Here is a 15,020-nt window from a genome sequence, read left to right as displayed (position 1 = left end):
GGTTAGCTCACTTTAAAGTTAATCGGTACGTCCACAAAAACTTTAACCGCTTCGCCCGCTAATATTGCGGGTTTGAAACGCCATTTGCGTGCAGCCTCAATGGCTGATTGATCAAATACTTGTTGCGGTTCTGCCTCTAACACCTCTGCCTGACTCACAACGCCATCGGCCTCCACAATCAGCCTCAGTAAGACTTTGCCGCCTTGTTTAAATTTACGACCAGCTACAGGCATTTTCGGCTGAATATAGCGAAGTAACTCAGGGGCTTTATCAACATCTTTAATCCCAGCAATAACCGGTGCAATGCTAGGTAAACTTAAGCCATTTAATGTCGGAGTTGCCATAACTGGCACTTGCAGCGGCATATCAGCAACAGTTGGCATAATCGGCATACTGGTTGAAACCGGCGTTACCGCACTTGCGGTTACTGGTTTTGACTGTACTTTTTCAGGTTCAGATTGACGCGGGTTATCAGGCGGTAATAAGGGCAATGGTTGTGGCTCAAGCTGCTGACTCAACAACCCTACTACTTGGCTTTGATTTAAACTATTGGGTAAATAGTAACAAAGTAAAATCGTTGCCATTAACGATAACATAAGCCTTACGGACTTAACCCCAACAGCTTTCAATTGCACCGTAGCCATTATTGGATCTCTGACGCTACAGAACTAAAACTAATGCCTGCCTGTTTAGCGATATCGAGTACTTTAATTGTTACTCCGGTTGGGCAGTTGGTATCGGCGACCACCAAGAGTTTGGCTTTTGGCGTTTGAGTCGCAATTTGCTGTAGCTTCCCCGGTAGATAGTAAATATCGATCTCTTTCGACTCAAAGTAAACGCGACCTGTCGTGTCGAGCGTAACCACAATTGGACTGCCATCCACGCTCGTTGCCGTGCTGGCTTGAGGACGCTTGATCTCAACTGATGCTTGCTGCACAAAGTTGGTCGACACAATAAAGAAAATCAGCAAAATAAACACCACATCCAGCATGGGTGTCATATTGATTTCAGGATCTTTATCTTGTCTAAATCGATCGCTAAGCATTAGTGGCTCCTGCTAATAAATTAGTATCGACACGATTCAATTTTCGTTGCCAAAAAAAGGCTAAAATGGCACCAGTTAACCCGACAAATAAACCTGTTTGTGTGGTCACCATTGCCATGGAGATCCCCGCTGAGATCACCGCAGGATCGTGAAAACCATAATTAGCACCCGCATCAAACATGGCGATCATTCCGCTCACTGTACCGAGTAAACCAAGTAGCGGTGCCACCATAGCCAGCAATTTAACCCCTTGAAGATCGCCATACTGCTGCGCTTGAGCTTGTCTCAATGCTAACAAACGCAAGCGCTGATTAAGCCAATCACACTCGGTTGTTAGGCCAGTTTTATCCAAATCTGAACTAGGCTCTTTAAATAAAGCGCGACTCACTAACCACAACATCCATAAACAGCAGATAAATAGCGGCCACATTACTATGCCACCAAGCTCAATAAAGCCTAAAACAGCATTAAGAAAATGCGCTAGTGATGCTATAACACTACTTTGAACCATAGCCAGCCCCTTGCTCAAGATTGAGTGCTAGTAACAAGGCTGATTGCTGCTCCATATTCAAACTTAACGCTTGAGCGCGGCGCTTTAGCGGGTAATGCAGCAACAATAAAGGCAGTGCCACCAGCAAGCCTGCTTGAGTAGTAATAAGTGCTTTACTGATCCCTTGCGACAGCAACTTAGGATCGCTATTACCAAATTCAGTAAGTGATTGGAAAGTTTCAATCATGCCGGAAACCGTTCCCAACAAACCTAGCATCGGCGCCATTGCAGCAAGTAGCGCAATAAAGCCAAGCCCTCGTTCAAATTGCGTCATCTGTCTCAACATCAACTGCTTCAGTCGCTGATCCATTGCGTCAACACTACTCCCCTCAACAATGGCATCGGCTAGTACTTTCGCTGCGGGAACTCGAGACACACTCTGTAGTTGCTGCTTAATTTGTTGCAGATCTGCTTTAGTACTAGCATCGTTTTCAAGCTGAGCTAATGGGCGCCAATACAGTAAAACAACCGCACGCCAGAGGGCTATCAGTAAGCCAAACGCTGCCAAAATAAGAATAGGCCACAACACTTCGCCACCATCTTTTACCCATTGGCCAAGACTTTGCTTTTGCGCCAAGCTTGGCAACATGCGACCTTGACTTAAATCCATTGCCAATAGTTGAGTTTCACCATCTATCCACGTTTTGAGTCGCTGGCTAACATCACTATCAACAGGTGTAATAGCGGTTGGCAGTTTGTCAGTAAAAGCAATTAAGCTCGGTAAATCAGTGTCAGTTACCGCCATTAAGCCACCAATGACAAATAGCTCTTGGGTGCTAACACTGCCATCTGCTTGGCTTATTGCTGCTGAAGTACGGGCAACTTGTGCGGTCATTTGCATATCGTCAACAGCGTAATCTACAAGCTCATTAAGCTGCTTCAGGCTTGGAAAGCTTGAGTTAGCCTTAGCAACAGTTAAGCTTTGCTGTCGTTGGTCTTCAATTAAGCTGGTAGGACTTTGCTGCCATTGCTGCGATAAGCTACTCAGCGCTTTTTGATAAGCCCCTTGAACCAGCTGCATATCATCAACAGCGAGTTGATAACTGCTAGTCAATTGCTGCTTTTGCTGATTAAGCTCGACTAATTGCTCATTTAATGCTGCCAGTTGTGCGCGTTTACTGGCTAATCTTGTGCTTAACGCTTGTTGGTTGGATTTGACCTCGTCAATCTCTTGCTTTAATTGAAGCTCCCAAGCGCTATTTTGCTGACGGATATCAGCCACTCGGTTATCGATTTGAGTCTTTTGCTGCTGATAATGACCGGCAGTTTTGTTCACTGTAATGTCTGCAGCAACTGGGCCTTGGGCAAAAACCTGAGCAGAAGCACTCAAAAGTAAAATGGCGATCACAGCTCTCATTGATCTTGTCCTCCTAGTGGAAGATTGACAATCTGCGCCACCTGCTTATTAGCAGTAATTGCCATTGCTACTTTAATGTCACCTTGTTGATCAACAGGTAGGGGCCGCCACTGGCGAGACTCATTATCAAACCAACCTAGATGCTGCTCATCAGGGGTGATATAAAACCAAGACAAACGTCCTAGTCGCAATAAGTTAACCTGCACAGGTTGCTCATCGATTGCGATAACCTCCTGAGTTAACTGCTGACCATAACCATAAGCAACCTCTATGGTCATCACATCGAGTAAGCGCCTAAAACGCTCGGCCAATGGCAGATCATGGCTATCCATTGCAGTGCGTAAAAATGCTAGGCGACGCTTACGCTCATCAAAGTCAAACGGAAGATCGCTGCTCACTTGACGCTCTAACATGGCATACCAGATCTCAAGCTGTGGCTCGAGCTCCTGCTTTAATGCCGTTATTGTGGCAATGTCTTGCTGCAACTGAGCAACCTCTGCTTGCAAGGAGGCTAAATATCTTTGCTGTTTTTGCAGCTGATACTCAGTCCAGTAAAGCTCACCTAAGTCTTGCTGCTGCTGCGACAAAGACTGTGCTTTTTGTTGTTGCCATGCCGCCGCCTCTTCACCAAGCTGCACTGCTTGCATAACAGGTTGTTGTATTTGTTCTCGCCAGCGCTCTGCTAAATAACTGCTGGAATCAATCGCAGCTGCCGTCGCATTCGCGTTGAAAGGCAATACACTACATGCGACCAATAAACTGATAGAAACTCGAGCTAGCATTTGCGGCCCCCTTTTTTGATTGAACGACGCCAAAACACCAACCCTTGTAACAGTAAACTCAGCAGCAATAGGCAGTAACAGATAAAGAAATAGTTAATGAGTGGGTTATGTACCGCTAGCACCTTAACTTGCACGCCTTTTGCCTGCTGTTGATACGGCACACGAAAATCCGTCACCGTGATATACAGATCGTCCCAGTTGAATGGACGCAGGAAACCAGCATGACCACTGACGGTTTGCTCGCCATTGCTTACCTTAAAATAAGCATTGTTTATGCGCGGATCGAATACCTCTACGCTACGACGAGTGATACGGCCAGCAGGGCTAAAACCTTTTTCATCTTCAGTGATTTGGCTGGCATCGTTACGATAATCAACTTTGACTAACTCAATTTGATAGCGTCCACTGTTAAAGCGCTCTCCTTGATGCAGTACAACGCTGTCGTGACCATGAATAAACACTAAGTCGACACCATGAAAGATGAATACTAACAAGGTCAGAATATGGATCGGCAGCATCATGATCCGTGGGCTGCGCCAGCGCTTATGACGCCAAGTTGGTAACAGATCGCGCCAAGAACAAAGTGCAGTGTTTAACCCAAGTAGAAACATCAAACCAAATAGGCCAGCAAGCCAACTTGCCACAATAGGCGCGTTCACTAAACTCTGCATCCACTGCGACATAGGCAGATCATTAAGTGAGCGTAATACTTGTCGATAGGCATCTTGCTCACTCATGGAAACGCCTAGCGCAAACCACACAGATAGCAGCACCAGTAATACAAAGGCTAGCCGCATTGAAAACAACCAATTCATCGTCATGACAGGCGATACCCCAACATCAATACACAAATAAAGCCAAGCACCGAAGCCTTGCCTAATGCCAGCGCTTTGCCATTGGCAAACCAAGCTTTGGGTAGGTGAAACACTAAGATAAATAACAGGTAAGTCAGCGCCGAGAAAAAGAAGTGTCCACTCCAACTCCAACTGCGCCCCCAGCCGATAAACGCCCAATAGCTCCCTGCAATTTCGCCGCCAAGAAACGCCGTACCCGCAAGTAAACTTAGAAGATGGCTATGACTTTCTAAGCGCAGATCACGAGCAAAAGCATGGATTAAGTAACCGACACAAGCAGCGATAGCTAAACCAAGTGCAATGGGTCTAGAAAGGAAAAACAGCTGCGCCCAAAGGGAGGTCAGCATGGCACTATCGCCCATTGGCGGCTCAAGGGTTTTACTATAGATAAGTAGCAATAGCGCAAAGCCGCTTACTATCCATGCATAGCGAGCCTGCAAAACATTACGGATAGGTAAAATGCACGCCGCTAACGAGCCAACAATGGCTGTGACCACTAAATATGTAGTCACGCTGCTACCAGGAAATAGCAAGCTATTAGCATTAATTAAGGTCAGTGCCGTCACCGCCAACGCGAACATGACCACACTAGCAAGACGCGCAGCGATAAAGCGCTGTTCAAGTGTAGTCGTTTGATTCAAGCTGACATCTTTCATTGGCTTTGCTCACTTACAAAGGCTGCAGTCTCTGCGTTGATAAACTGCATAAGCTTTTGAGGTAAATGCGCATCTTCGATATCGATAACTTCAGGGTTATGCAGCGACCAATGGCGACAAACTTGCTCAATCAAGTTTGGCCGCACCACCCAGATATGGCGGCTATTGGCCACTGCAAGTAGTGGCGCAATTTGCTTACCAAAGCCTTGACCACCAAGCTCCATCGGGCCAATTTCATCGACTATACAGATATCGCCTTGGTTAAAATTATTATGATCAAGGGCTTGTAAACCAAGGGCCAACCCGGCTTCAGTAAAACTAAAGCGAGTGCCGGTTTTCTTATCCAACACGCCTGTGCGATGGCCAAATAGACAACGCTCACCTGTGGCGATATCAACGATGTCGCTACTAAAACGGCGACCATCTTTCATTACACCGGGGCAAAGCATGCCTTTTAATTTAATCTGCTGCTGTTGGCACTGCTTAATAAGTGCTGCTAAAGCGGTGGTTTTTCCGCTACCGCTTTCACCAGTTACAATCAGCACTTTGCTGAGGCTCAAGCCTAATACGTTTTGCGGCATAAAAAACTCCTGCGAGGCAACTTGATAGCTGGCAGTAGCCAAACCATATAGTCGACTGATATTTTTACTGGTCATTACAGCGCTGCGCTCGCCATAATCCAATACCTTGCCGTGCTCCAACAGCAGTACTTTGTCTGCGTATAACTGAGCCAGATTTGGATCATGCAAAATCGCAATCACTGCGGTGTTAGATTCAACACAACTGCGTTTGACCTGAGAAAGAATTTGAAATTTATTGCGATAATCAAGGTGGTTAGTCGGCTCATCGAGTAGCAATAGCTGCTCACTCTGAAACAAGGCTCTGGCGAGCAAAACCAGTTGACGCTCTCCACCTGATAAGCGGTTATAGTCCGCCTTAGCTAAACCGCCGACATCAAGCAACTGCATAACTCTTTTAGCGTCATGAATGTCTTGCTCTGATGGTGATTCAAAAGTTGATAAAAACGGCGTCCGCCCCATTACCACCATTTCAAGGGCAGTAAAAGCAAAGGCGGTCTCTTGTTGCTGCGGCACTAAAGCCATCTGCTGTGCTATTTCTGCACGAGTCATATTGTTTAACGGCTGACCATTCAGCTTAACTCGCCCTTGGCTTGGTTGATTTAAACCACACAGACAATTCATTAGTGTCGTTTTACCCGCACCATTAGCGCCTAGAACGGCTAAAAACTCGCCAGCAGCCAGCTCAAAGCTGACATCTTGTAATAGTTGCTTACCCGCAACAGCAAAGCTCACATTCTCAACCGCTAACATTAATAGGCGCCTCCCTGACGAAAACGAAACAGTAAGAAGGCAAATAAAGGCGCACCAACCAATGAAGTGACAATGCCAATGGGGATCTCCATGCTAAAGCTCGCCCTAGCAACACTATCTGCTAGTAGCAAAAACATCGCGCCCACAGCAGTCGATAACGGGATTAAGCGCATATTGTTAGCGCCTGTGAAGGTGCGCACCATATGTGGCACTACTAGGCCTATCCATGCGACAGAGCCTACAGTTGCAACACATGAAGCCACAATAAATGAACTAATTACTATCAGCACCATACGCAGCCTTGCAGGCTCAGCCCCAAGGCTGCGGCATTGATGGTCACCTAAGCAGAGCACGTTGAGGCGATAACGCAGTGTATGGATAAGTCCATAACCTAAAGCCACAGGCACTATAAGTTGCGCGACCGTGCTCCAGCTGCTTACCGACAAAGAGCCCATTAACCAAAATACAATCGCAGGTAACTCGCCATAGGGATCGGCTAAGGCTTTTAACATGGTCAAGCCAGCACCAAATATCGAACCAACAATAATGCCGGTCATAATCATTAGTAGTAGGCTGTTGCTACCAAAGCGCTTTGCCATGAACATAGCTGCACAAGCAGCGGCGAGTCCGCAAGCAAAAGCTAATAACTGCACCATCAACCAACTGCTTCCAGGCAGGATCAACCCCATAGCTGCGCCAAACATGCAGCCTGAAGCTACGCCTAAAATATCCGGTGATACCAGCGGGTTACGAAATACCCCTTGATAAACAGCGCCAGATACGGCAAGACCTGCACCTACGATCAGAGCTGTCAATAAACGCGGAAAGCGAATAAGCAGAATAACCCTTTCTTCTTGGGTTAAGTTATCTGGCACTTGCCCTGTAAGTAATAAGCTACTTAATACGGACGGCAGCTTTTGAATAGCGCTAACTAAATCGCTTGGGTTAATCGAGAAGCGCCCAGCACAAATACCGATTAAACCAACCACAATGGCAATACCAAGCCATTGCACTGGTTGTAGCGCGCGTGTTTTTGCTACAAACATTGGCTCATCTCTTGCAGCGGCGAAAGGCAAGCATCACCAAAGGCCACTTGATAGTAGTGAGCGATTTCGGCTTCTACGTCTATGTTTTTAAATCGTTGCGGATAGGCCTTAGTTGCAAGATACAGCGCACCTGCCATTGCCATCGGCGATGGCATATCCCAAAAACTGCCTTTAGGGATGTTGATTTGCGGTAGCTCTGCAATTTGCGTCATCAGTGACTTTTTAAGTTGCTCATCAACTTTGGTTGAATCATTGGATTCGCGCACTAGCAGTTGCGGCTGCCAAAGTAGTAACTGCTCTGCATTCACTTTAGGGTAAAAGCCCGGTACCCCGGTTGCGACATTTTTAAGACCTGCAACGGCCATTAGCTGATGTTGAAACATCTGCTCACTGGCGGTACGGTATAGATCAGAACTATTGGCGTAATATGCACTTAGGCGTTGATCATCACTTAGCCCTTTCAACCCCGTTTCAATAATCTCAGCTAAACGTTGATTTTCAGCTGCTATCTTGGCCGCCTTGTCTTCTGTTCCTGTTGCTTTTGCTAATAACGACAACACAACTTCACTATCTTTAAAGCTTTCAGGCTGAATAACTAAGCAAGCAATACCTAATGAGGTCAGACGGTCTGCCAATCTATAGCCATCTTTTTTACCAAAAACTAAAACCAGATCCGGCTTTAATGCGACGATAGTTTCTAAGCTAGTTCCTGCTGAGCGGCTGCCGATCACTAAAGGATCTCGTTCACCTAAAATACGATTGATAAATGGCGAATGCTTGGTACTACCACCAATACCGACCAATTGATCTTCAAGACCAAGGCTTAGAGAGAAAAGGTTTGCAGGGGTAAACGTCGTCACAATGCGCGAGGCCGGCTTTTCAAGCACAACCTCACGGCCTTGTTGATCGATCAAGTGTATCGGCGCCGCCGATACACTTGAAAGACCACAAAGGAGAATGACAACAGCACTAAATAGTCTGTTTAACATTCCAATTCCTTAGAAGCGGTACTTTACGCCAACTTCATAAGAACGACCTTCGTTTGGCTGGCCGTATCCTTCGTAGTGCGACTCATCAAGTAGGTTATTAAGGTTCACATAAGCAGAAAGCTGCGGTGTGATTGCCTTTTTAATACCCATATCGATAGTTAAAGTATCAGACTCCCACTCTTGTGAGCGTTCATCGATTAGGATATCAGTGCGATAACGAACACGTAGGTTGCTATCAATATCTAACCAAGGCTGGTACCAGTTAACAATCGCAGTAACTGAATCTTTTGGAATATCACGGAAATAATCATAGTCGCGGTTTTCGCTCTTATTACGTGCGTGAGTATAAGTGTAATCAAGTGATAAACTGATGTTTTCGGTCAGCTGACTTAAGGTGCTGATCTCAATACCGTAAAACTCTGACTTACCAATGTTTTGGTAAACTTCAAGATCCCAACCTGGATCATTCGGATCCGGTAGATAGGTTTCAACAATTTTGTCACTGATATCGTGATAGAACAGACCCACATCTATGCTATTTAACAAACTATGGCTAAAGTCATTTTTCCAGCCTAAGGTGTAACTCGTATTACGTTCAGGCTTTAGATCGTGACGTGCACCAGTATCGTCAAACATCTCGGTGAAAGTGGCAAAACGTGTTTTTTGCGCGATAGAACCGTAAACAAGCCCGGCATTATCAAAGGTGTAGCTCATACCTAGCATAGGATCTAAGGTATCTGAGCCATCTTCACCCGGTGTTGCATCATTACCACGGTCTTCAACAATCGTTTGCTTATGCCAAGCAATACCTGCCACTACATTTAGCGCACCAAAGGTCATAGTATCTTCGGCTGCAACACTGATGGTATCAAGCTGAGAGCGCTCATAACCGTGAGAACGGTCTACATCTACGTAGGCAACATTCTTCTTTTTGTGCACATCATTTTTGTAGTTAACAGACAGGCTTAAGCTATTCCAGTCTGCTAATGCCATATCAGTGAATAAAGCGCCACCGGCAGTGTAGTCACTGTAGCTACTGGTTGCTAATTTAAGGTCTTTGTCAGGATTATCATATGAATCGTAGCTGTCGTTATGCATGTGGTAATAACCTAATGCACGCACTGTTAGCCAATCATTTACGCGGTGTAAACCACTTAGATCCATACCTGTATCTTTGTACTCTGAAATATCAGCAAAGCTACTAAAATCACTAAACACTTTGTTATAGCGAGTGTTGTATGGCAGCTCACGATCAGAGTCTAGGCTAAATACGCTGGCAAAAAGTTCTGTACTTTCATTAGCATAGCCACCACGTACCCAAATATTAGTCGATTCGTAAGCTGAATTTTCGCGCTCCCCACCATCTTCAACCACCATCTGCTTAGGTAGATCGCCAAACTTATCTTTAATATCAGAAAGAACTGGCTCAAAGTCATTCGACATACGCATCGCATCACGACCGCGGTGATCAACTGAAGCAAATAAGCTAAAACCATTTTTACCTAGACTGATTGAACCAGCCTGGTGGTTTTGCCCCATTTGACCAAATGAAGCGTTAATGTCACCACTAACACCTTCTTGGCCTTTCTTAGTGATAATGTTAACCACACCGCCCATGCCATTTGGGCCGTAAAGCACTGAAGATGCGCCTTTTACCACATCAATTTTAGCAATGATGTTAGCTGGAATTTGGTTAAGATCTAACTGACCATAGTTAGTTTCGTAATATGGCACACCGTCAAGTAAAATAAGCACTTTATCTTGCTCAAAGCCCTGAATAGTCAGGAACTTCTCACCTTTACTTGACTGAGCAACATGTACACCAGGTACATAATCCAAAGCATCGGCCGCAGTTTTTGCGCCAATCAGTTCGATCTGCTCTGCAGTCATAGTGTTATTGATAGCGATATCTTTAACACCGGTTTGCTCTGATACGACAATTTCACCAAGTGAAAACACGTCATTAGCTTCGTTAGCCAGTACAGCTTGGCTTGATAGTAGGCCGCTGATGATAATTGCGATTTTAGTATTTCTTGTTCTGATCACCTAAGACTCCGATCTGCTCGTTGTAGTGGCCAAGCTAACTTCTGTGGAATGTTATTTAGCCAAAAATTCGCGCGTATCTTAGACTTATTCTGCGGTTGCGAGTTATTACAAAGCTGAACTCTAGACAGTCATCACCTAATAAAAAACCAATTACGACATAGCGACATATAATTACAAAGCAAAAGAGACAAATAGTCACAAAGGGACAGATTGACTAGTATAGTTTGTCTATGGGAAGTACTACCAATTGGTATCATCTGATCATAGTGTGGGAAATTAAGTGATTAAGTTATTAAATTTCAGGTACAAAAAAGCCAGTCAATAGACTGGCTTTCAATTATCCAATAAGCTAATGCGACTTACTTAACTAACGTAAGATGACCGCGACGCTTAGGCTCTTTGGCTTCTGACTCAGTAGTCGCGGTTTCAGCAACCGGTTCTTTCACTACAGAAAGGCCTGATTCATCTTGGATATCATCTTCAAGCTGATAAGCTTCTTCTAACTCAAAGACAGTACCTGCACCATTCTCTCTAGCGTAGATAGCAACTATCGAAGCCATAGGTAATAGTACCTGTTGAGGAACGCCACCAAAACGCGCGCTGAACTCAATAAACTCGTTAGTGATCTGCAGGCCACCTACAGCACTTTCAGTAATATTAAGCACAATTTGACCATCTTTAACATATTGTTGTGGTACTTGTGTGCCAGGCACATAAGCATCTACAACAACATGGGGCGTTAATTGGTTATCCATCAACCAATCATAATAAGCCCGTAGCAAGTATGGACGGTTCGGGGTTAGCGCTTTCATTAGATACCCATGCGCATTTCGCGCTCAGTCTCAGTCAAAGATGCTTTAAATGATTCACGATCAAATAGACGTGTCATATAAGCTTTAATATCTTTCGCTGTACGGCTATCAAGCTCAATGCCTAGCACAGGTAAACGCCACAATAGCGGGCCTAAGTAGCAATCAGCTAAGCCAAACTCTTCACTCATGAAGTAAGGCACTTCACCGAAGATTGGTGCAATAGCAGTCAAGCCTTCTTGAAGCTCTTTACGAGCAGCATCAGCACGATCACCTTTACGGATACGATCTACAAGTGCATACCAGTCTTCTTCAATACGGTGCATCCATAGACGTGTTTGACCACGTGAAACCGGATAAACAGGCATTAGTGGAGGATGAGGAAAACGCTCATCTAGGTATTCCATAATGATACGAGAGTTATAAAGTACTAGCTCTCTATCTACCAAAGTTGGCACTGTGTTATACGGGTTAAGCTCGATCAAGTCTTCAGGGATCTCATTTGGATCAACTTGCAGAACATCAACAGTTACCCCTTTTTCAGCAAGCACGATACGTACTTGATGGCTATAAAGGTCGTCTGCACCTGAATACAGGGTCATGATTGAGCGTTTATTGGCAGCAACAGCCATTGATACCCTCCGGGATTCACAAGTAAAAAGCAAAAAATGCAAACGTAAACGAGGAGCAAGGCTCCCCGTTTACAATTTGCGGATAATACATTCTAACCTTTATTGTAGGTTAGTGTACATCTTTCCAGTACTCTTTCTTTAAGAGGTAGGCCACAATAAAGAAAATAAATAGGAAACCTAGCACCCACCAACCTAGTCTTTCACGCTCTAGTTTAATAGGGTCACCCGAGTATACTAAGAAGCCTGTGATATCACGAACCACTTGGTCATACTCTTCGGCAGATAACGCGCCACCTGTGGCAACGATAGTTCCATCTTCTTGTTTAACTGGAAGACCTTGTAGGCCTTCTAGTACATGCGGCATACCAACCATTGGGAAAATAGTATTATTCACACCAAATGGACGGCTTTCATCTTTATAAAAACCATGTAGGTATGAGTAAATCCAATCTTCACCACGTACGCGAGCTACCAGAGTCAGATCCGGTGGTGCAGCACCAAACCATTTAGCAGCATCGGCATCAGGAATGGCATTTTCCATCAACTCACCGATTTTAGCGCCTTCAGGTAGATACTTGGCACGCATCTCATCAATAGGGATATTTAAATCCTCAGCGACACGACCATAACGCTGGTATTGAGTACTATGACAACCGGCACAGTTCTCTTGGAACAGCCCTAAGCCACGCTGTAATGATTCAGTATCATTCAGATCAATGTTGGCTTCTTGAAGTGGTGCACCACCACCGGCTGCGATAGCCAGTGTTGGGACCAATGCAACTAATGCGATTAATAATTTTTTCATTAGTGTGTCAACCTCTCTGGTACAGGCTTAGTCTTTTCATTCTTACTGTAAATCCATAGGAATAAGAAGAAACCAAAGTAAGTTATCGTGAAGATACGTGCAGCGATTGTTAAAGCTGGCGTCGCTGGAACCGCACCTAGGTAACCTAGTACTAAGAATGAAACAGCAAACTGACTGATGTTTAACTTGTGAGTCAGGCTGCGGTAACGGATTGACTTAACGTTACAACGGTCTAGCCATGGCAAGATAAACAATACACCAATCGCCAAGCCCATGCCTATTACGCCCATTAACTTATCAGGAATAGCACGTAGGATTGCGTAAAACGGTGTGAAGTACCAAACCGGTGCAATATGCTCTGGTGTCTTCATTGGGTTAGCCGCTTCAAAGTTTGGCTTCTCAAGGAAGTAACCGCCACCTTCAGGCATAAAGAACAATACGTAACAGAAAACAATTAGGAAGCCAGCGACGCCCATAATGTCTTTTACTGTGTAGTAAGGGTGGAATGGAATGCCATCTTTTGGCCAGCCATTTTCATCCTTGTTCTTTTTGATTTCGATCCCGTCAGGGTTATTTGAACCCACTTCATGTAGTGCGATTAGGTGCAAGAACACCAAAACAACAAGTACTAGAGGCAGTGCAATAACATGCAAAGCAAAGAAGCGGTTTAGGGTTGCGCCTGAAACGACGAAGTCACCACGGATCCACAATGTCAGGTCATCACCAATAACCGGGATTGCACCAAACAATGAAATAATTACCTGTGCGCCCCAGTAAGACATTTGTCCCCAAGGTAGCAAGTATCCCATAAATGCTTCAGCCATCAACACGAGGAAGATGAGCATACCGAACAGCCAAAGCAGTTCTCTCGGCTTTTGGTATGAACCGTAAATAAGACCGCGGAACATATGCAGGTAAATAACCACAAAGAAGGCCGAGGCCCCGGTGGAGTGCATATATCTAAGCAACCAGCCATACTCAACATCACGCATGATGTATTCGATAGATGCAAATGCACCTTCAGCTGTTGGCACATAGTTCATGGTTAGCCAAATACCAGTCAGTAATTGGTTAACCAGTACTAACATGGCTAATGAGCCAAAAAAGTACCAAAAGTTAAAGTTAGATGGTGTCGCATATTGACCAACATGACGGTTGTAGGTTGCCGTCATGGGAATGCGTTCATCAATCCAGTTAACGATATTCTTAACCATTACGCTGCTCCTTTATCAACACCAATAAGCACAGTGCTATCATCAAGATATTGATGTGGTGGGATAACCAAGTTTAATGGTGCTGGAACACCTTGGAACACGCGACCAGCCATATCAAACTTAGAACCGTGACAAGGACAGAAGAAGCCAGAAGCGACACCTTCTACTTGCTCACCAAAGGTGTCAGGTAGGTAAGTTGGAGAACAACCAAGATGAGTACATAGGCCAACGGCTATGAAAAACTCAGCCTTAATTGAACGTACGGTATTCTGTGCATATGCAGGCTGCTGTGGTTCTACAGAGTCTGGATCGCGAAGTTGGCCATCAATTGCTGGCAGACCATCTAAGATCTCCTGCGTACGGCGAACAACCCATACAGGTTTACCACGCCATTCAACTCGAATAAGTTGACCTGGCTCAATTTTACTAATATTTACTTCTACCGGCGCACCTGCTGCTTTAGCTTTGGCACTCGGATTCCATGACTTTATAAACGGAACCGCTACAGCTGCGGCACCTGCACCACCAACTACGGCGGTTGCTGCGGTCAGAAATCTGCGACGTCCGGTATCGACTGGCGCATTGCTCATCCACTTGTCTCCAGAGAGTGTTGGAATTTTTGTTTTATCTGTCTTCTTCTAAGTTGAATCGAACTTAAATTGGATCCTAAACTTGAAGCGCGGCTCATTATAGCCAAAAATTAGAACCAGATCATAGTTAAAACGCTCAACTTAGTTAACTATGTTGCTTTTAGTGCTACTTTTGCATAAAAAGCCCGCATCAGAACCAACATAAACGTTAAAAATCAGTAGCAGAACATTGCAAAATATTTCATTCATTGTTCGCTAAATTAGCAACTTAGCTAAAGTTAATCATTTTTTTACTGCCTATAACGCAATAGTTG

16 protein-coding genes are annotated in these 15,020 nt (G+C 44.9%); all 16 read right to left on the bottom strand.

The window, feature by feature from the left end; genetic code table 11:
• Nucleotides 1-2 precede the first annotated feature (2 nt).
• The 16 genes from L884_RS0102565 to petA all read right to left on the bottom strand — a co-directional run bounded on the left by L884_RS0102565 (nucleotide 3) and on the right by petA (nucleotide 14,706).
• On the bottom strand, nucleotides 3-644 hold the full coding sequence (locus tag L884_RS0102565; RefSeq protein ID WP_028766024.1) for an energy transducer TonB: 642 nt from the start codon (nucleotides 642-644) through the stop codon (nucleotides 3-5).
• Entirely contained in the window at nucleotides 644-1,045 is a 402-nt protein-coding gene (locus L884_RS0102560; RefSeq protein ID WP_028766023.1) for an ExbD/TolR family protein, read from the bottom strand. Before L884_RS0102560 ends, L884_RS0102565 begins: the two co-directional genes overlap by 1 nt.
• On the bottom strand, nucleotides 1,038-1,556 hold the full coding sequence (locus L884_RS0102555; RefSeq protein WP_028766022.1) for a MotA/TolQ/ExbB proton channel family protein: 519 nt from the start codon (nucleotides 1,554-1,556) through the stop codon (nucleotides 1,038-1,040). The genes L884_RS0102560 and L884_RS0102555 overlap by 8 nt, the downstream gene beginning before the upstream one ends.
• Nucleotides 1,543-2,952: a MotA/TolQ/ExbB proton channel family protein gene (locus L884_RS0102550; RefSeq protein WP_028766021.1), complete on the bottom strand. Its 1,410-nt coding sequence runs from the start codon at nucleotides 2,950-2,952 to the stop codon at nucleotides 1,543-1,545. The genes L884_RS0102555 and L884_RS0102550 overlap by 14 nt, the downstream gene beginning before the upstream one ends.
• Complete coding sequence (locus tag L884_RS0102545; protein WP_028766020.1) at nucleotides 2,949-3,734, bottom strand: DUF3450 domain-containing protein; 786 nt, start codon at nucleotides 3,732-3,734, stop codon at nucleotides 2,949-2,951. Before L884_RS0102545 ends, L884_RS0102550 begins: the two co-directional genes overlap by 4 nt.
• Entirely contained in the window at nucleotides 3,728-4,531 is an 804-nt protein-coding gene (locus L884_RS0102540; protein ID WP_245603051.1) for a hypothetical protein, read from the bottom strand. The genes L884_RS0102545 and L884_RS0102540 overlap by 7 nt, the downstream gene beginning before the upstream one ends.
• Nucleotides 4,532-4,551: 20 nt before the next feature.
• Nucleotides 4,552-5,244, bottom strand: coding sequence for a hypothetical protein (locus L884_RS0102535; RefSeq protein ID WP_028766018.1), 693 nt, complete (start codon nucleotides 5,242-5,244; stop codon nucleotides 4,552-4,554).
• On the bottom strand, nucleotides 5,241-6,575 hold the full coding sequence (locus L884_RS0102530; protein ID WP_028766017.1) for an ATP-binding cassette domain-containing protein: 1,335 nt from the start codon (nucleotides 6,573-6,575) through the stop codon (nucleotides 5,241-5,243). The genes L884_RS0102535 and L884_RS0102530 overlap by 4 nt, the downstream gene beginning before the upstream one ends.
• Entirely contained in the window at nucleotides 6,575-7,621 is a 1,047-nt protein-coding gene (locus L884_RS0102525; RefSeq protein ID WP_028766016.1) for a FecCD family ABC transporter permease, read from the bottom strand. The genes L884_RS0102530 and L884_RS0102525 overlap by 1 nt, the downstream gene beginning before the upstream one ends.
• Nucleotides 7,612-8,610, bottom strand: a complete 999-nt coding sequence (locus tag L884_RS0102520; RefSeq protein WP_028766015.1) for an ABC transporter substrate-binding protein — start codon at nucleotides 8,608-8,610, stop codon at nucleotides 7,612-7,614. Before L884_RS0102520 ends, L884_RS0102525 begins: the two co-directional genes overlap by 10 nt.
• A 9-nt stretch (nucleotides 8,611-8,619) precedes the next feature.
• Nucleotides 8,620-10,656: a TonB-dependent receptor plug domain-containing protein gene (locus L884_RS0102515; RefSeq protein WP_028766014.1), complete on the bottom strand. Its 2,037-nt coding sequence runs from the start codon at nucleotides 10,654-10,656 to the stop codon at nucleotides 8,620-8,622.
• Nucleotides 10,657-11,015: 359 nt separating this feature from the next.
• The gene (locus L884_RS0102510; protein WP_028766013.1) at nucleotides 11,016-11,468 is read right to left on the bottom strand and encodes a ClpXP protease specificity-enhancing factor; all 453 of its coding nucleotides are present in this window, start codon (nucleotides 11,466-11,468) and stop codon (nucleotides 11,016-11,018) included.
• Nucleotides 11,468-12,097: a stringent starvation protein SspA gene (gene sspA, locus L884_RS0102505; RefSeq protein ID WP_028766012.1), complete on the bottom strand. Its 630-nt coding sequence runs from the start codon at nucleotides 12,095-12,097 to the stop codon at nucleotides 11,468-11,470. The genes L884_RS0102510 and sspA overlap by 1 nt, the downstream gene beginning before the upstream one ends.
• Before the next feature lie 109 nt (nucleotides 12,098-12,206).
• The gene (locus tag L884_RS0102500; protein ID WP_028766011.1) at nucleotides 12,207-12,902 is read right to left on the bottom strand and encodes a cytochrome c1; all 696 of its coding nucleotides are present in this window, start codon (nucleotides 12,900-12,902) and stop codon (nucleotides 12,207-12,209) included.
• Nucleotides 12,902-14,116, bottom strand: coding sequence for a cytochrome b (locus tag L884_RS0102495; RefSeq protein WP_028766010.1), 1,215 nt, complete (start codon nucleotides 14,114-14,116; stop codon nucleotides 12,902-12,904). The genes L884_RS0102500 and L884_RS0102495 overlap by 1 nt, the downstream gene beginning before the upstream one ends.
• Nucleotides 14,116-14,706: a ubiquinol-cytochrome c reductase iron-sulfur subunit gene (gene petA / locus L884_RS0102490; RefSeq protein WP_028766009.1), complete on the bottom strand. Its 591-nt coding sequence runs from the start codon at nucleotides 14,704-14,706 to the stop codon at nucleotides 14,116-14,118. The genes L884_RS0102495 and petA overlap by 1 nt, the downstream gene beginning before the upstream one ends.
• Nucleotides 14,707-15,020: the final 314 nt, after the last annotated feature.

The sequence above is a fragment of the Shewanella fidelis ATCC BAA-318 genome (genome assembly GCF_000518605.1).
GTDB lineage: Bacteria > Pseudomonadota > Gammaproteobacteria > Enterobacterales > Shewanellaceae > Shewanella > Shewanella fidelis.
Note: the sequence above shows the minus strand (reverse complement) of the source record. Positions and strands in the feature narration are given on the sequence as shown.